This window comes from Actinomyces sp. HMSC075B09, assembly GCF_001812395.1.
Lineage (GTDB): Bacteria > Actinomycetota > Actinomycetes > Actinomycetales > Actinomycetaceae > Gleimia > Gleimia europaea.
In genome coordinates this window covers 83645-101071 of record NZ_KV808742.1, presented here as the reverse complement: position 1 = coordinate 101071, position 17427 = coordinate 83645, and the positions used below count along the sequence as shown (strand labels likewise).

Genomic DNA, 17427 nt, shown 5'->3' with positions numbered 1-17427 from the left:
CAACCCTTTCTCGTCTCGGCGGAAGCGGAGACCGCGTCGCGACGGCCGGGATCCAGCCTCAGTATTATCCTCGTCACCGGTTGATTCGAACGCTTTTTGCTCCTCCTTCTCCCGTCGGGCTTCGATTTCAGCGGCCTCCGCAGGTGGCAGTGATCGCTGGATCCGCTCGAACTACCGGTTCCGATCAGCGGTCGAAGGATTTTCGCAGCAGCCGGACCTGCGGCGCCGGTGCCGCCGCCGTAGCCTGACGAGCATCCCCGCCATGACGGCCATCACGACGGCGGTCCCGGCACCGATGATCCAGGGATTACCGAGGAGCCCACCGACGCCTGCGAGTGCTCCGCCCGCCGCGATGAACGGCAGGCCGCAGCAGAGCAGCGACGGAAGCGCGCAGCATGCCAGCAAGAGCAGCCCGGTCACTGCAGCGACGACGGGACCGGCGCGCCATTCGTCGCGGTCCTGATCGGCGCTCATCGTCTGCTTCAGGATGAGATCTCCCCGATTGCCTGCGTTGCCGTTCATGCGCAGCACGACAGCAGTGACGGGTCGGTGGTGAAGGCCTTCGCGGCGATCCGGATGCCCTCGGCCATGGTCAGGTAGGGGGCCCAGGCGTTGGCGACCTCGGCGACGGTCCTGCCGAGCACGTGGACGCCTGCGGCGGCGAGCTCCCCGGCGTCCTTGGCGACGGCGGTCAGGCCGAGGATCTCTTTCGTCTCGGCGTTCACGACGATCTTGATGAACCCGCGGGTGTCGCGGTTGACCAAGGCGCGGGGCACGTGGTGCAGGGGCAGGACGCGGCAGTCGCAGCGGATCCCCGCGGCGAGGACGTCCTTCTCGGTCATCCCGACCGCGCCGATCGCGGGCCCGGTGAACGTCACCCGCGGCAGGCGGGCGTAGTCGACGGACCGGTCGGCGTCGGCGAACGCGTTCTCGGCGACGAGGGTGCCGTGGTGGGCGGCGACGTAGACGAACTCGGGGTGCCCGGTCACGTCGCCCGCGGCCCAGACCCGCGGGTTCGAGGACTGCAGCCGGTCGGAGACGACCACCTCGCCGGAGTCTCCGGTATTCACCCCGACCGCATCGAGGTTCAGGCCATCGGTGACGGGACGGCGTCCGAGGGCGACCAGGACCTGGTCGGCGCGGAACTCCTGCGAGCCGCCGGACAAGGCGGCGGTCACGACGGCCTCGCCTCCCGTGCCGCGAGAGACCCGGGTGGGCACTGCGCGGCTGACGACGCGGATGCCCCCGTCGGCGAACACCTCCTGGAGCGCCTTCGACACCTCCGGCTCCTCCTTCGAGGCGAGCCGGGACCGCACGAGCAGCGTGACCTGCGAGCCGAGGCGGGCGAACAGCTGCGCCTGCTCCAGGGCGACGTAGCCGCCGCCGAGCACCAGCAGCGACTCGGGGACCTCCGTCAGCTCCATCGCCGTGGTCGAGGTCAGGTATCCGGTCTCCTTCAGGCCGTCGATCGGCGGTGCCCACGGGCGAGAACCAGTCGCGACCAGGTAGTGGTGGGCCTCGATGGTCTCGACGCTTCCGTCGGATCCGGCAACATCGAGAACCGGCGCATCAGGGGTGCCCACGAACGAGGCGTCGCCGCGGAGGACCTGCCAGCCGTAGGAGTCGGCGACGTCGGCGTATTTCTCGCCGCGCAGCGACTCCACCAACGCTTGCTTCCCAGCGATCAGCGCGGGCATGTCGACGGGATCCGCCGTCGTCGCGATCCCGGGGAACCGGGTTGCGGCGTCGACCGCGACGTGCCGCGCGCCGGCCGCGGCAATGAGCGCCTTCGACGGGACGCAGCCCGTGTTCACGCAGGTGCCGCCGAGCGTCCCGCGCTCGATCATCACCACCGACTTCCCGAGCGTGCTGGCGCGGATCGCAGCGGCGAACGCGCCGCCTCCCGATCCGATGATGGCGAGATCGTACTTCGTAGGCATCGCTACTCCTGTCAACTCTTGGCTTTCTGCTCTGTCTCAGCCATACTGGACCTTCCAGTGCAGGGGAAGGTCAAGCGCGACCACGGAGGGAGACAGCAATGTGGATCGGAGAACTCGCCGAGAGGGCGGGCACTACCGCGAAGACCCTTCGCTTCTACGAGGAACAGGGCCTTCTGCCCCCGACCGAGCGCACGCCGTCCGGATACCGCGACTACGCGCCCGAGACGGTCGCTCGGATCGACTTCATCCACCGCGGCCAGGCCGCGGGTCTCACTCTCGCCCAGATCCGCCAGATCCTCGACATCCGCGACGGCGGCCATGCGCCCTGCGAGCACGTGCGCGACCTGCTTGACGTGCGCCTCGCTGAGATCGAGCAGCAGATCGCGCAACTCTCCGTGCTGCGCGACACTATCGCGGACCTTAGCCAGGACGCCGCGCACCCGGATCCTGAAACGTGCAGCACCGATCAAGTGTGTAGGTACTTGTAGACGGCAGGAGTCAATGACTCAAACGCTACAACCCCGATATGCGCTAGCGCATGTCGATGCCGCCGGTGCCCACCTCGATGATTTTGGTGGTGGCCGCGATAGCACACAGCAGCGGCATCGGGGCGGAGGCCTGCAGCGCGAAGTGGTGGACTCGGAAGGACGCGTTGTTCACGCCGATTTCGTCCGCAGCCTGGGTGATCTCCAGACGAGTCTTGGCGATCTTTTCCGCAGATGGCCCGCACTAGCTGCCGAAGGCGTAATGCCCGAAGCTTAAGAAGCCGAACGCTTTCATTGGATAACACTCCTTTTGATGGTGTTAACGAGAGGGGGTAACTTTGCAACGACATACCGTGGAGTTCAAGTTCAACGTTTAGGACTCAATCCGGTTTTTCGCCTAGGGCGGCTTCGGGTTTCCGAAGCCGCCTTTTGCGTCCTGCGCTCGCTCAAGGTCTGCATCCGGAACGCGAAGACAGTATCGTTGTGAACCGTTAATAAACTCGTCGATCCCACATAATTACGGATCCAAGACGAGGCTAGCGATGAAATGCCGTTAAGGTGCTCTTTCTCCGGCACCGTGAGTAGGTGATTTTCCCCCCCCCATACGTAGTCTGAGAGCCTTTTATTATTTTGGTAGCTCTGAGCTCAACGGGCGCGGTCGAGGCCCAACGTATACACACGGTGCATCTAATAAGTATCCATTTATTTGGGATACGTTTGTGCGAATATCCTCATGGAAATATATGGGCGCATTTGAGATGGGACGCAGGCTTACAACCACAACCGTGACGCCGGCGTTGAACTTGGCATTATTCCCCCATTTAAATGAGGTATAGGCGTACCCGATCTCTACGTCTTGTTCGTGAAGCAGGGGGGACAGAAGACCGACGTGTTCGCCCTGGGTAATGGAGTTGGTAGAAACAAAGGCCAGCTCGGCACGGGTGCCGGAGATGTAGCGGCGCCCTTGATAAACCAGAGAGAAATGTAGTCGAGCTTCTTCGGGTACTTGGAGCTACCGAAAACCACAGGGTAATCCGCCTTCTGCTCTGTGGTCTGCATGCTCGATCCCACATATGGTGGGTTGCCGATCAGGTAGATCTCGTCTTCGCCGTTGTTCGGGCAGGCCTCGTCCCAGTCTAGGCGCGTGGCGTTACCAGCGTGGATCTAACCTGTTTCTTTCAAGGGGATGAGGGGGGATGGAGATGCCGAACTGCTTCTTGAACTCGCGGTTCATTTGGAGTATCCCTTGAGAACTTGTTCTCAAAGATCCTATTTTCAACATGCCGGCCTTGCGCAATTAAAGTGGTAGCGCGTATGCTCATACTGGTTATTAGGTTAGGCTAACAAAAGCTGGAGGGCGAATGATGGCGTTTTCGCCTAGCAGTGCATCGGGCGCGCGAATATCGAAGATTTTAGCGATTTTCCTCTTTGTGGGAGTGTTCTTCGCTCTTTCTTCGTCTCTTACGGCGAATGCACAAGAAGAAGAGGATTGGCAGCCGGTAGTAACAAAAATGGAAGAGTACCTGGAGGGTATTCCTGCCGAGTATGCTTCGGGAGATTCTAAGGCAGTTCAACACTCCATCAGAAAAGCTTACTATGATATTTACCAGGTTTCCGGCCTTGAAGATCAAATTCGCCACAGGCTCGGGCGGGATAGGCAAGAAGACTTTGTTGCAGTTTTGCTAAACGTGCGCACGCTTTCCAATGAGGGGGCACCTCAAGACGAGGTCGAACAAGCGGTAAAAACTGCCATTGACCATCTAAATAAAGACGTTGCCGAACTTGCCACCACTAAGACTATTTCAGATCAGTGGACTAGGGTAGCCCAAGCAATCGTGGAAAATATTGACACCTCTGTTAAAGAGTACGGCGCGGGTGATGTGGATAAGGGCTACAAGCACGCTACCGCTGCCTACTTACAACACTATGAAGCCGAGGGGCTAGAGAAGGCAACAATCTCCTACATAGGGCAGGGGCGAGTTTCTGAAGTTGAAAACGGATTCCGAGATCTGCGTCAGGGAATTCGTGGCGGATTGGCACACGATGAAGTTGTCAAGATAGCTGAAAACTTAAAGTCAATGGTGAATGAGGACGCCACTGAGCTGGACAAGCTGGCTGGTTCCAATGAGGGACTTGGGTGGAAGGGATTCTTTGCCTCGTTCCTAATTCTGCTGCGTGAGGGTGCTGAAGCCCTCCTGGTTGTGGCTGCTGTTATTACCTATGCTATGAAGGCAAAGCGTAAGGATCAGGTAGCTGGAATCATAGTCGGCGTGGTCGCAGCCATCGTTTTGTCGGTAATGATCGCTATAGTGCTGGCTCGCCTCACATCAAACGTTTCAGGGTTGGCACAAGAGTTGATCGAGGGCTTTACCGGTATTGCTGCGGTGCTGATGCTCATATACGTTTCCAACTGGATCTTCTCCAAGTCTCATGGGGCCAAATGGAATGAGTACATGCAATCTGTTGCCGGATCTAAGACTCAGTCGGGTGGCGTATTCGGACTAGCCTTGGTTGCGTTCCTGGCGGTATTGCGTGAGGGCGCGGAAACCATATTGTTCTTCTCTCCTATACTCACCGCGGCGCGTTCCGGTTCGGATTACGCATTCATTTGGCTTGGGGTGGGAGTTGCACTAGTCATTTTGATAATCCTATTCCTACTGGTGTGGGTATTTGGAGTTCGTCTACCAATCAGGAAGTTCTTCCGGTGGACTTCGGTTCTGTTGGGCATGTTGGCAGTTACCATTGCGGGTGGCGCTGCTAAAGAGTTCCAGGATGCAACTTGGCTGCATACAACTGATGTTCCGGGCGTACCGGAAATAGCTGTGCTTGGTCTTTACCCAACGGTTCAGACTTTGGTGGCACAGGCAATTGTGGTTGTAATTCTCATAATTTTGGCTGTTGTGCAATATCGCATCAGCAAAAACACAAAACGGGAGAGCTGTGCTAGCGCAGCAAATAACGAACAAAGATCGGTGAAAGATACAACTTCTGTTTAGTCAGTAACGTTACATCAGTTCTAACATCTCCAATTTTGGCCGGGAAATCCCGAAACACGAAAGGAAAAATAAATGAAGATCAAGAAAGCAATGGTTGCTCTTGGAGCGGCATTCGCGCTTACCTTGAGTCTTGCTGGTTGCTCGAATGATTCTGGTGACAAGCCCAAGGATGAAAAGGGTACTTCTGTGCAGACTACCGCCGACGAAAAGACGAGCTCTGCTGAAAAAGGGCAGGCAGTAGGAATTAACGAAATTCCGGTTGGCGATTCAGGCCCGCAGACCAGTGGTCCGTTAACTGTTGATTTGGTTTACTTCCAGGCAATCGACATGGAGCAAGGCTCGGTGCTAGTACCGCCGGCTTCCGAATCTGACATGCACTTCGAAGTTGACGTTGCTACCAATGAGAAGGCTGCTGAAATCGGTTATGAAGCCGATCAGTTCATGCCTTACTTGGAGATAAACGTGAAAATTTATGATCAGGCCACGGGTGGCTTGGTCAAGGATTTAGGGACGATGATGCCCATGGTGGCTTCTGACGGCCCGCACTACGGAAATAACATCAAGCTGGAACCGGGCGAGTACCGTGTTGAAGTTGAGATTCCTTCACCTGCTGACAAGTTCATGCTGCACACTGGAAAAGATACCTCCGCTGTTGACGGGCGTTTCTGGACCGAGCCACTGAAGTTCACTTTCGAAAACTGGAAGTGGGACGGCCAGCTGCTTTAAGCTAACCGCGTGTGAGAGCTCGGGGCATTGCCGCCGAGCTCTCACACTTATGTACAGTTTCATGATCGGTTATTTTAACTAAATAATCTAGTAGCTATTTTTAACTTTTTGCAGGGATTTACATGTTGGAATTGTTCATTGTTTCAATTCAAACGGCGCTTCCTTTGTGTCTAGCGGTGAGTATTTTGGTAGCCAGCCGAGCTCATGCACCTATGGAGCGACAAACGGTTGCCAAACTAACTTTTGCTTCAACCGCTATTGGCCTTTTGGGCGCGGGTGTTTTCACATGGTTGCGGTTGAACACCCCGCACGTTGATATTCCTGTTTTTACCGCCTGGGCGGGAATCGCGCTGTTTATTACCATGTTCGCGTTTTTGGTAATGCTTTGGTTGTTTGGCGATAGGGATTTGCATGATATAAACCAGGGAATGCGCCACCGGGGGCTGACCGTAACCGCGATATTGGCTATATGTACCTCTGCTCTTTACTATGCGGTTCCATATTTTTATTCCACCGATTCGATTGTGCACACGGGTGGATCAGTTTTTGAAACCGCCTCCCTTTTACGTTTGGCCGGGTTTTCTTTAGGAACAATTTTGGCGGTGGTTGCCTGTTGGGGATATGTCCAATGTGCGAAAAAAGTTCCTTGGTGGGTGCGCACCCTAGTCACTTCGGTAGTTTTCATGGCGATGATACTGCCCCGCATGATTTTGCTGTATCAACAGTTCGCTACGAGGCGGATAGTGCCGTCTTTCCCCGGCCTATTTGACATAGTTTTGTGGATTCAACGCAATGAGGCGATGACTCAGCTGATACTAGTGTTTCTAATTGCTTTCCCCGGTTTTATAGCGCTGTGGACGCAGGTTAAAAAACCTCCACATAATCCTGCAGAGCGCCGTTTACAAAAAGCAGACACCATAAGCCGCCGTCAATTTTTTGGTTTATCTTCGGTCCTTGCAATTGCGTTTGCCTGGTCGTTGACGGATGGAAAGAGACGCTCAGAGTATGTTCCTGAACTAACAGATTTGGAAGCCACGACCTTGGAAGGCGATTTTGTATACGTGGATCGTCTGCTGGTTTCTGATGGTCACCTACATCGTTTTGGGTACAAAACAGCAAACGGAGTGGAAGTTAGATTTTTGGTGGTGCGTAAAAATGAGGTCGCTTTTGGCGTAGGTTTAGATGCCTGTGAAATTTGCGGAGATTCGGGATATTACGAAGATAAGGGAAAAATAATTTGTTCTAAGTGTGACGTGATGATGAACGTGCAAACCATTGGATTCCCCGGCGGTTGCAACCCGATCCCAATCAAATATGAGGTGGAAGATACTCGCTTAAAGTTTTTCGCTGAAGAGTTAGAAAGCCACGAGAAGGTGTTTAGCTGATATGTTTTTCTGGATTATGATAGCCCGCGCGTTGCGTAGGCAGGCAGTTAAACGCCTGATGATAGCTGTGACAGTAATGTTGGGTGCTTCCCTTACAACATCGATGCTGGCGGTGATGTTTGATGTTGGAGATAAAGTGCAAGAAGAACTCAGCTCTTATGGTTCTAATTTGCAGGTTCTTCCCCAAGGTAGGGCAATGGCCGCGGATTTGTACAATATTGACTCTTCCGAGCAGGGCGGCGGCGCGCTGCGGGAAGATGAATTACCGAATATGAAAACCATATTTTGGACGTACAATATTGAAAACTTCACTCCCTATTTGGAAACAAAGCTTGAAGTAGACGGTAAAGAAGAGCAGGTGCGGGGTACCTGGTTTGATAAAGAACTCGCCATTCCAACCGGAGAAAAGGTTATGACGGGTATGGACGGCATGCGGGAATGGTGGAAATGGGAGGGAACTTGGGGAAAGACGCCTAAAGAGGTAATAGTGGGTTCCCGTATTGCCACAAAGAATGATTGGAAAGTTGACGATACTTTACAAATTCGTGATAAAAACGGTGATGTTGTCGATGTGGTTATTTCCGGAATTTTTACGGGCGGAGATGCAGAAGATTCGCAAATATATGCAGATCTTGATCTGGTTCAACAGCTTACCGGGCGGGATAATGAGGTTGATCGGGTAGAGGTACGCGCAATTACTACGCCGGATAATGATCTGTCTCGTAAAGCTGCTGAAGATCCTACATTGCTCACTTTGGACGAGTGGGAAACATGGTATTGCACGGCCTATGTTTCCTCTATTGCCTATCAGATAGAGGAAGTTATGACCAACGCAGTGGCTAAGCCCGTACGTCAAGTTGCAGATACTGAGGGGGAGATCCTTAATAAAACTGAGCTTATCATGGCTTTTGTTGCCCTATTTGCAGTGATTGGATCGTCTTTAGGGATTGCGAATTTGGTGTTCGCTTCGGTTATGGAGCGTTCACGTGAAATTGGTTTAATGAAGGCTATAGGTGCACGAAACCGAGAAATTATTCGACTCATGTTGGCAGAGGTTCTTATCGTTGGGTTGTTTGGCGGAGTTGTTGGATTTGCTTTAGGTTTCGGATTGGCTCAACTAATCGGACACATTGTTTTTGGATCCGCTATAGCTATGCGGCCAATTGTGGCCCCTCTAATGGCGTTAATTGTGTTTGTAACCGTACTTTTGGGATCTTTGCCTGCCATCCGTTCACTGGTACGTGTGCAGCCGGCCCAAGTGTTGCACGGGAGGTAACCGTGAAGAATAAGCATACTGCGATGTATTTGCGCATGATCTGGAAGGCGTTTTTAAATCGGATTACCCGTGTTTTCATTGCCTCCCTGTCAATAGCGGTGGGGGGTACAACTTTGGCCGCATTGGGTTTGGTGGCCTTCACTGTTCCGGCCCAAATGAGTAAGGAGTTGCGTGCGTTTGGTGCCAATATGGTTATATTGCCTGATTCTTCAGAAAACCTTACGGATGGCACATTGCAGGAAACTGATTCCATAGTTGGCAACAGCGTACTTAAACGCGCCGGATACCAGTATGGAAACCTACTATACAATCAGCAGCCATTGCAGGTAATGGCAACGGATTTGGACGCTGTGCAAGGTGTCCGCCCATATTGGAACTTAGATGGGAAAATGCCTGCTAATGATGATGAATTCTTGGTGGGCGCAGATGTGGCTACGCGTTATCGTTTCTCAATTGGGGATGAGGTTGGTCTGATGCAACCCACGTCTGAAAATGCGGTCTCTAAACAGATGAAGGTTTCTGGAATTATTCACACCGGAGGGCCGGAAGACGAGCAGATAGTAATGAGCACTAAAACACTAAGTGAATTTTTAGGAGATCGTGGTTATGACATCATCGAGTACTCAATAGATGCAGACTCTAAAGTAATTGCGCAATACGCCAAACAAATAAACACTAAAGTAAAAAATGCTGACGCTCAAGTAGTGCGCCGTATTTCAGAGGCGGAAACCGGAATCGCCACCACTTTGCGTACCTTAATTTGGATAGTTTCGGCAATAATATCGCTGCTCACCTTGATAGCGGTTTCCACAACTCTTAATTCGATAATTTCGGAACGCTCCAAGGAAATCGGATTGAAGAAGGCTCTTGGTGCACTGCCCGGTGATGTTATGCGCGAATTCGTAGGAGAATCGCTTATGCTGGGAGTATTCGGGGGGACGTTAGGTGCAGCTACAGGGGTGTGGATCGCAGCGGAAATATCACGCCGTGTGTTTGCCATAAACCTGAATATAAATTGGTGGGTCGTGCCAATAACACTCATATTTTCAATAGTCATAGCGATGCTGGGCTGTTTGATGCCAGCACGCAGAATCACCAAAATAGATCCTTCACAAGTTCTAGGGGGAGAATAATGCCCGCAGATTCTATATATTCAGTACGCTCGGCTAGTCGGCACTACGGCGATCTTGCGGCACTCGACAACGTGAGCTTGGAAATTCCGCGTGGTCAATGGCTTTCCATAGTGGGCCCATCTGGTTCGGGGAAATCGACCCTGATGAATATTTTGGGTTGTTTGGATTCCCCCACTTCGGGTGAGGTTCTTTTAGAAGGCGACCGCCTAGATAAAATGGGCGAGGTGGAGCTGGCAGATGTGCGCCGTCATAAAATCGGCCTAGTGTTCCAACAGTTCCATCTTGTTAAACACCTAACCGCTGTGGAAAACGTGATGTTGGCGCAGTACTATCATTCGGTTCCTGATGAGCAGGAAGCGCTTGAAGCACTGGAACAGGTGGGGATGAAAGACAGAGCTACGCATCTACCTCATGAACTTTCTGGAGGGGAGCAACAGCGTGTTTGTGTGGCCAGAGCTTTGATAAATCGTCCGGCCGTGATACTCGCTGATGAACCCACCGGAAATTTAGATGAGACTAATGAAAAAATAGTTATAGATTTCTTTCATCGCCTGCATGAAGAGGGAACAACTTTGGTAGTGGTAACGCATGATGCCGAAGTGGCTGCACAAGGGCAGCGACAAATAATTTTAGAGCACGGGCGAATTGCCCAAGAGGTTACCGATCTGGCCGATTCTCCTATAAAAGAATTACGTTTCGGTGAAACTTATTAACAGGAGCCGAATAATCACAAAATGCCAAATATTTAAAAGTTAGAAAACTTGGAGGGCCTTATGGGAAGTTCCCGATTGTTAGCTATAGCAGCGATTGTGGGAGTTGCAGTACTTGGCGGATGCTCGGCCGATGTGCCGGCTGCAAACACTTTGCCAGATGGGGAATATGAAGGAGTTTCACAAAAAGAAGCTGATGGTTCTTACGGCACAGTGAATTTCACAATTAGTGGAGGAAAAGTCACTAAGGCAAACTTTTTAGTAAAGGATGCTGATGGTACGCCCCATGATGAAGATTATGGTTTGGGAACCGATGGCAAAGCACATGATCCGATTTTTTATCAAAGAGCGCAAGACGCGATAAAGCACGAAAATAGCTATGTGCAAAAGTTCCAGGAGACGTCGGATCAAAATCAGGTTGAGCGCATCGCTGGTGGATCTCTTTCACACAGATTATTCATGCAGGCGGTTGAAGACGCCGTGCTTAACGCTGGCGCCGAAAAGTAAGACCCGGTAATCTGAGTGATCGGGCATGGTTCATGTAGCTTTCCCGCTATGGGTACGTTGGTGTGCGCCACTTGGGAACCGGCGGGGAATGTTGAAGAAATTCAGCGTCTTATTCGTCAACGAGTTAGGGAACTAGAAAATAGGCTTAGCATATTTAAGCAAACTTCGCAGGTGGTCGCACTTAGCCGTATTTTAAATGCTGGTTCGGAAGATATTTTGAAAAAATTCAGAAGCTCCCTCTTTCATTCTTCCAACGTTTACAGCTTGGCAGAGAGCGCGGAAGTTGGTTTGGAAAATCATGATGCTGGAGCTGAATTACTTTTCCGATTGGAAGATATATTGCAAGCAAATCGGTTTTCTTCCGATCTGGCACGAGTCATGGAAGCATCCGTAAAATTCGCGAATTTGACTCAAGGCGCATTTTACCCGTTTTTGGGCCGTCAAATGCATGTTTGGAAAAAATTGGTGGCTGAAAGGGCGAATAGAGAATTTGAGCTTAGTGATTCCATAATTGATTTTGGAGGTATCGCCAAGGGGTATGCGGCAGATCAGGTGCGTGATTTGGTAGTTTCTAAGGGGGGGGAAAACGTGGTGGTGTCATTTGGTTCCTCCTCTATTTCGATTGCGGGTGACCCAGTATGCGTTGGCCTGCAAAGCCCTTGGGAGGGATTAGAAGAGTTTGGGCACTTGTTGCTTACTCATCCGGCGCTTTCTGTTAGTGCTGATACAGCTACGCGAATAGGTTCGGGTAAGCGCGTTAGCCATGTTTTAGATCCAAGTACTGGAAAACCGGCATTTACGGACCTTGTTGCCGTTTTAGTTTGTACGGCTGATGGTATGGAGTGTGAGGCTTGGGCAACCGCGTTCTTAGTGTTGGGTTTGGAAAGAGCTATGGATTTGGATGCGACTCAACAGCACATAGACACGGTTTTTTTCACGGCAGATGGTCGGGTGCTAGCTAGTCCTAATTTGCAGATTACTGCTCATCCGGGAGTGCAGCAGTGGCTGGAAGCACAGCGAGTTAGGACTCAATAAAAAGCTTTTGGTTTTGGGTGTAATGCTGATTTAAAACACTGTTAAATACAGCGGTATTAGATAGGCTGGCGTATTCCGAATTTGCACCGCACAAGAAGATTGAAGTCTGAGCTGTCGTCGATCCTGATTCCCTCAACTCTCGCGCTTTGTCGAGCTTGCGAACAATTTGTTCGGGCGCGTGTTTACTGAACTTTTTCACCATTGCTCCATTCTCCCCACCTAGTGGCGGGGTATCAATGGACCACACTCAAGTCACCTGGACCTAAAAACCTAGGACACTCCAGGGTGCGTCAGATAAAAAGCACCCGCAAGCCGATCGTGAAAACCCTTTTGCATAAACTTGACGACCAGGCATCCCTAAAATCATCCTACAATACGAGCAGTGCTGGTGAGCAAAGCGCGAGGTAATTAACCAGCATGGGATTTTAATCCTCAAATGGTTAAGTGGTCTTTACAGTATCGTGTGTGAAGTGAAAAGCGTTGCTTGCTGGGGGCGAGCTGGTGTGTGATGTGTTTATTTGCAGGGGAAAGCTATTTTTATGAGCATTTAGATTCGCACCAAACACCGTAAAGACATTGGTAAGGCTTACCTAACAGGTTATTATAGCCTTGGCTCGCGACGGGTGAAGCCTTAGACTCGCACAATGCGTTTCTAATCGACACTGAAGTAGAAGTAAGAGACACATGAAAAACAAATATATCGCTGGAATCCCAGCAGTTCTTTTTGGAACGATGATAGCGATAGCGCCTATGACAATCGCTCAGCCTTGTCCAATTCATGGTGACCATCCGATGATGGCTTGTCACTGGAGCGCTAAAGCCTCGCTCGGTATTGGCGCCATGATAGCCGTACTGGGTCTTATTAACTTCTTAGTAAAGGCTCCAACACGCATTGGCCTAAATATCTCAGTAGCAGCCACTGCGGTATTGGAAATATTAGTGGTTACGTTGCTCATAGGCGTATGTGATATGCCAACCATGCATTGCAGGCAGGTAATGTTGCCAACTCTCGTAATAGTGAGCGTTTTGGCGTTGCTGTGTGCGCTTGTGGCTATATGGTTTGACTGCCGTAGTGAAAAGATCGCGAAATAAAAGTGCGTAAACACTGTAAATAGGCACTCAAGAAGGGTTGTTCCATGGCAGGAAAAAGTTCGTCGGTAGGTGTCGGGCTACGAAAGCTTCCACAGGAAAATCTTAAATATTACTCGGGACGCACGTTAGGTCTTTCAATCACAGTAATTGTTTTAAGTGTTATTTTTTTCTCCGGTACCTTCATGTCATTAGCTCTTAGCCGAGGGTTTTCTGCTATGGAGGAACGCATGGGGGCTGATCTGATTGTGTTTCCAAACGAACACCAGCAGGCAGCCGAAAGCTTTCTACTTGGTAAGTCCAAAGAAAAATTTTATTTTAACGATGACTCTATATTGGAAGAGGTACGTAAGGTAGAGGGAGTTAAAGCTGCAACCCCTGAAACCTACTTGACCTCACTTGATGCTGGCTGTTGCGCGGTGGATGTACAGATCATTGGATTCAACCCAAAAACCGACTTTGTAGTGCAACCGTGGATAGCCAGTGAGTATGCTGGTGAGCTTAAAGATGACGAAGTTATAGTAGGCGCTGACGTGTTTGCTGACCCAAATGGGCAGGTGCGTCTTTTTAATGAGTTTTGGCATGTTGCTGCTAAGTTAGCGCGCACAGGAACTTCGTATGACACCGTTGTGTTCGTAAATCAAAACACAGTGGAGAAAATGTTTAAATATTCTTCGCAAGTGGAGTATATTCACAACCCTCCAAACGGTAGAGCAATTTCGTCTATCTTGGTAAAAGTTGATCCGAACTATCCGGCAGAAGCCGTAGGGGATGCTTTGGCCAATAAAATGCAACATGTGGGTGTAGTTTCCTCTGCGGGAATGGCATCGCAGGTAAAGGCTAATGCAATAACTATAATCGGTTACATTTGGTTGATAGTTGCAATGTTTTGGTTGGTTGGCCTGATAGTTTTGGTAGCAGTTGTGGCCACATCCGTAGGTGAACGTAAAAAGGAATTGGCATCATTACGAATAATGGGAGCGACTCGTAAGAACCTCATGTTTATGCTAGGGAAAGAGTGCTTTTTCATCGGCTTGGGTGGTGGATTGATTGGTGGCGTATTAGGGGAGGTAATAATGTATCCCTTTGCCAATCTTATACGTGCCAAGTTGGAGCTTCCCTATGTTGATATAAGTTTTGCAACAGCGTCTGTAATAGTTGCTTGCTGTGTAATCGGAGCCCTCCTCATTTCTATACTCGCAGCGATAATAGCTGCTGGTAAAACCTTGAAAAATGAGACTTATTTGACTTTGCGTGCGGCAAGGTAAAGGGAGGGAAAATGGCGAATTCTGTCGTTGTGCAAGCCAGTGGATTAACCCGCGAGTTTTACCGGCGTGGAAGCTATTTTAACGCTGTGGAAGAGGCAAATTTACAGGTTAGTAGCGGGCAGATGGTAATGATTCAGGGCAGATCCGGCAACGGGAAGAGCACCTTGCTTAATATGCTTGCTGGATTGTTGCAACCAACTAGAGGGCAGGTTCGCATATGCGGCCAGCTTTTAGGCGACTTGGATGATTCTGAGCTTTCGACTTTGCGTGGCAGCAGAATTGGATATGCTACGCAACAGGAAACTCTTATCGCTAGTCTTAACGTTCGTGAAAATATTTTGTTACCGGCGTTGATCGCTAAAGAACGGGGTATAGAAAAACCTTACGACGTCAATGCGCGGGCTGAATCACTAATGAAAGCTTTGCAAATTGAGGGCCTAAGCGAGGTTTACCCGCGGGAACTATCTGGGGGTGAGACGCGCCGTGTAATAATTGCGCGCACATTGATAAACATACCTGAGGTGGTCATAGCAGACGAGCCCACGGGAGATCTAGATGAGGAGTCTACCGGATTGGTAATGAATTTGTTGCGATCAGCTACTGATGACGGTGCCGCGGTGATAGTGGTTACACACGATTCGGACACATCTAGCTTTGCCGATCAGATATACACGATAACCAAAGGCGTGCTGAAATAGAATCCAAATCCGACGCGTCTAGTGTTCCCTGAATTGCACTGCACGTATCCGACACTTTCGACTGGAATAATTGCACCTTGCCTTCGGTGTCGGTGAATATAAGTGGAGTTTTGTTTTCGCATCCCTTGATAACTTGGGTTATTACGGCATTTTCATCAGCATCTATATCTAACGTTATTTCGCGTTGAATTTTATTTAGGGTGCTGGCTAGCGCTATAGGGTGCGGATTTCGATAACCTTATTCGCGTGAGTACTGAAGCGCAGGAATGGAATGCACGTTACGCCTCGGAAGAGCGCCTGTGGAGCGGTAAAGTCAACGCTCTCCTACGCAGAGAAATTGAAGACATGAAGCCAGGTACCGTCCTCGATGTTGGGGCGGGCGAGGGGGCAGACGCGATCTGGCTGGCCCAGCAAGGCTGGCAGGTGAGTGCCGTAGACATTTCACAGATTGCTATAGACCGAGCCGAGACTGCGGCTCACAAGGCCTCAGTGAATGTGCGCTGGATTGTCGCTGACGTTCGCGAAGTTAGTGGGGAATATGACCTAGTCAGTGCCTTCTACCCCGTGATTCAGAAGAGCTCCGACTTCTTCGATCATGTTTGTGCGCTCGTGAAACCAGGCGGAACCCTCCTGTTTGTGCACCACATGCCTGACCCGGATAAGCCACGCGGACACGGCCCGGACTTTTCGAAGGTTATGAGCGCGCGCGAAGTCCTCGAAAATCTGTCGCCAAAGTGGACGATCGAGAAATACGAAGTCATTGAACGAGGCGCAAACTCAAAGCACCCCTATGACGAACTGGTACGCGCCCGAAAACTCGTGTAACCAAGAAAAGCGGCCAGTAGACAGTAAGCACCGACAACGGTGCAAATCAAGGGGAATCTGGCGGGTTATTATTCGCATTTCGCCGAGCCCTAATCTTGTCCGCCTTCGCCAGAGTCCTATCCTCGCGGTACGTGCGCAACCGTTCACCAGTCTTTTGTATCTGCTCCACACCTCTCTGGCGGCTTTGGTTGACTGCTTGTACAGAGTCGCCTACAAAACCCGATACAGACTCTTTCCACCCCCGTATTTGAAGTTCGCTTTTTTCTTCAAAGCTGAGATTAACGTGAAGGGCAAAACGCTGAATTGAGCTTTCTGCCCTGTTAGCTGCTTCGATTATCTTTCTAGCTCGTTGGTAATGCGTGGCCCAAACACTGTTCCCCAAGTTCGCAGTGGCACGAATAGAATCGTTCATTCTCAGTAACCGACAGGCTACAGATTCGATTCTTTCCTGACGTGTTCTTTGGATTGAAGCGTGGTAGCCGTCGAAGTGGTCGGGTTCCAATTCTTGTGCGTGTGCGATCTCCAAGACATAAAACCGGTCATGTAGCCAAATACTCCAGCCAAGATTACCGAGCCAGAATGAAAGGTTCTCATCTAGGCTCTGGAAGGATTCGGCTGTTTTCTTCGAGTTACCTTGGCTTGCCGCCAGTTGTTCCACCAAACTCGATATCTGCTCAAGCGCGGTAGTTTCCATGGTGTGGAGGGAGGCGCCTAGGTGACTGATCGTTAACCATTTGGTTGCTGAAACACTGTTATTTGTTCGGTAGTAATCTTCAACTTCTTTGAGAGCATTCGAGATGCCTTCGAGTTCTCCCAAAGACTCCACTTTGCTCTGTCGCAGAAGCGCGTCGAGCTTTGCGTCGATGGTCTCGAGATAATCCTTGATTTCAGCTATCGCTGCTTCGATAGCTGCTTGTGCGATTAGGCTAGCTCCCGCAGTCGCGAATGCCGGGGCCAAGGTGCCAGTACTCCGTATCTCAATTTGTCGAAAAAACTGACCCGGGTTTCCGACAAGATTGAAATCACAGCGCCGAAACGCTCCTCTCACGGGCCCTTTGGTGACGCGTTGCCTCATAAGCTTCGCTGACTCCGGGCTGAGTTTCACGTAGCGGCTTGAGCGCACTTGAAATTCGCTGAATGTGGAGAAAACATTCTGAGCGCGAAATAGGACTTGGGGAGAAACCTTTGAAACGGAAAACCCATCACAGTTATCGAACTCTTCTAAATCCTCATCCTGACTGAAGATAATGAGGCCTTCGCCATCAGAGAAGAATTCGATTTGTGATCCGGAACTCGTCATAGCCAAGACTCTACCGAAAAGCTATGCCTTAAAGAGAGATATTTGGGTCGAGAA

At 50.9% G+C, this 17427-nt stretch carries 18 protein-coding genes and 1 pseudogene; 13 read left to right on the top strand and 6 right to left on the bottom strand.

The features are described 5' to 3' along the window. Positions 1–171: 171 nt before the first annotated feature. Positions 172–522, bottom strand: coding sequence for a hypothetical protein (locus HMPREF2854_RS07240; RefSeq protein WP_005293255.1), 351 nt, complete (start codon positions 520–522; stop codon positions 172–174). Next, entirely contained in the window at positions 519–1940 is a 1422-nt protein-coding gene (merA, locus tag HMPREF2854_RS07235; protein ID WP_070620981.1) for a mercury(II) reductase, read from the bottom strand. The genes HMPREF2854_RS07240 and merA overlap by 4 nt, the downstream gene beginning before the upstream one ends. 98 nt (positions 1941–2038) lie before the next feature. Between merA and HMPREF2854_RS07230 the strand changes: the two genes are divergently transcribed. Further along, entirely contained in the window at positions 2039–2428 is a 390-nt protein-coding gene (locus HMPREF2854_RS07230) for a heavy metal-responsive transcriptional regulator (RefSeq protein ID WP_005290994.1), read from the top strand. Between the two features lie 43 nt (positions 2429–2471). On the opposite strand, the gene HMPREF2854_RS08585 is transcribed toward HMPREF2854_RS07230, so the two are convergent. Both HMPREF2854_RS08585 and HMPREF2854_RS08920 read right to left on the bottom strand, forming a co-directional pair. Then, positions 2472–2600 carry a monooxygenase gene (locus HMPREF2854_RS08585; protein WP_005293248.1) on the bottom strand — a complete coding sequence of 43 codons (129 nt, stop codon included), beginning with the start codon at positions 2598–2600 and terminating at the stop codon, positions 2472–2474. A gap of 450 nt (positions 2601–3050) precedes the next feature. After that, positions 3051–3589 (bottom strand): annotated as a pseudogene (locus tag HMPREF2854_RS08920) (DNA methyltransferase). A 197-nt stretch (positions 3590–3786) separates the two neighbouring features. Between HMPREF2854_RS08920 and HMPREF2854_RS07220 the strand changes: the two are divergent. The 8 genes from HMPREF2854_RS07220 (at position 3787) to HMPREF2854_RS07185 (ending at position 12193) form a co-directional block, all read left to right on the top strand. Further along, positions 3787–5421 (top strand): FTR1 family iron permease, encoded by a 1635-nt coding sequence (locus HMPREF2854_RS07220; protein ID WP_062614283.1) that lies wholly within the window; start codon positions 3787–3789, stop codon positions 5419–5421. A 72-nt stretch (positions 5422–5493) separates the two neighbouring features. Then, positions 5494–6147, top strand: a complete 654-nt coding sequence (locus tag HMPREF2854_RS07215) for an iron transporter (protein WP_186822309.1) — start codon at positions 5494–5496, stop codon at positions 6145–6147. A gap of 122 nt (positions 6148–6269) precedes the next feature. Beyond that, positions 6270–7532, top strand: coding sequence for a DUF2318 domain-containing protein (locus tag HMPREF2854_RS07210; RefSeq protein WP_034509282.1), 1263 nt, complete (start codon positions 6270–6272; stop codon positions 7530–7532). 1 nt (position 7533) lies between these two features. After that, positions 7534–8808, top strand: coding sequence for an ABC transporter permease (locus tag HMPREF2854_RS07205; RefSeq protein ID WP_016444850.1), 1275 nt, complete (start codon positions 7534–7536; stop codon positions 8806–8808). Positions 8809–8810: 2 nt separating this feature from the next. Then, positions 8811–9941, top strand: coding sequence for an ABC transporter permease (locus tag HMPREF2854_RS07200; RefSeq protein ID WP_016444851.1), 1131 nt, complete (start codon positions 8811–8813; stop codon positions 9939–9941). After that, positions 9941–10654 (top strand): ABC transporter ATP-binding protein, encoded by a 714-nt coding sequence (locus tag HMPREF2854_RS07195; RefSeq protein WP_016444852.1) that lies wholly within the window; start codon positions 9941–9943, stop codon positions 10652–10654. The genes HMPREF2854_RS07200 and HMPREF2854_RS07195 overlap by 1 nt, the downstream gene beginning before the upstream one ends. A 60-nt stretch (positions 10655–10714) precedes the next feature. Continuing rightward, complete coding sequence (locus HMPREF2854_RS07190; protein WP_016444853.1) at positions 10715–11158, top strand: FMN-binding protein; 444 nt, start codon at positions 10715–10717, stop codon at positions 11156–11158. A 48-nt stretch (positions 11159–11206) separates the two neighbouring features. After that, positions 11207–12193, top strand: a complete 987-nt coding sequence (locus HMPREF2854_RS07185; RefSeq protein ID WP_070620977.1) for an FAD:protein FMN transferase — start codon at positions 11207–11209, stop codon at positions 12191–12193. On the opposite strand, the gene HMPREF2854_RS08580 is transcribed toward HMPREF2854_RS07185, so the two are convergent. After that, positions 12180–12440: a hypothetical protein gene (locus HMPREF2854_RS08580; protein WP_148130928.1), complete on the bottom strand. Its 261-nt coding sequence runs from the start codon at positions 12438–12440 to the stop codon at positions 12180–12182. The genes HMPREF2854_RS07185 and HMPREF2854_RS08580 overlap by 14 nt on opposite strands. A 437-nt stretch (positions 12441–12877) precedes the next feature. Between HMPREF2854_RS08580 and HMPREF2854_RS07180 the strand changes: the two genes are divergently transcribed. The 4 genes from HMPREF2854_RS07180 (at position 12878) to HMPREF2854_RS07165 (ending at position 16073) form a co-directional block, all read left to right on the top strand. Further along, positions 12878–13285, top strand: coding sequence for a DUF4418 family protein (locus tag HMPREF2854_RS07180; RefSeq protein WP_034509278.1), 408 nt, complete (start codon positions 12878–12880; stop codon positions 13283–13285). 44 nt (positions 13286–13329) lie between these two features. After that, entirely contained in the window at positions 13330–14550 is a 1221-nt protein-coding gene (locus tag HMPREF2854_RS07175; RefSeq protein WP_034509276.1) for an ABC transporter permease, read from the top strand. A gap of 11 nt (positions 14551–14561) precedes the next feature. After that, positions 14562–15248, top strand: coding sequence for an ABC transporter ATP-binding protein (locus HMPREF2854_RS07170; protein ID WP_070620975.1), 687 nt, complete (start codon positions 14562–14564; stop codon positions 15246–15248). Between the two features lie 246 nt (positions 15249–15494). Further along, complete coding sequence (locus HMPREF2854_RS07165; RefSeq protein ID WP_070620973.1) at positions 15495–16073, top strand: class I SAM-dependent methyltransferase; 579 nt, start codon at positions 15495–15497, stop codon at positions 16071–16073. A gap of 46 nt (positions 16074–16119) precedes the next feature. Here the strand turns inward: HMPREF2854_RS07165 and HMPREF2854_RS07160 are convergent, their stop codons facing one another. Next, positions 16120–17373 (bottom strand): hypothetical protein, encoded by a 1254-nt coding sequence (locus HMPREF2854_RS07160; protein WP_070620971.1) that lies wholly within the window; start codon positions 17371–17373, stop codon positions 16120–16122. Positions 17374–17427: the final 54 nt, after the last annotated feature.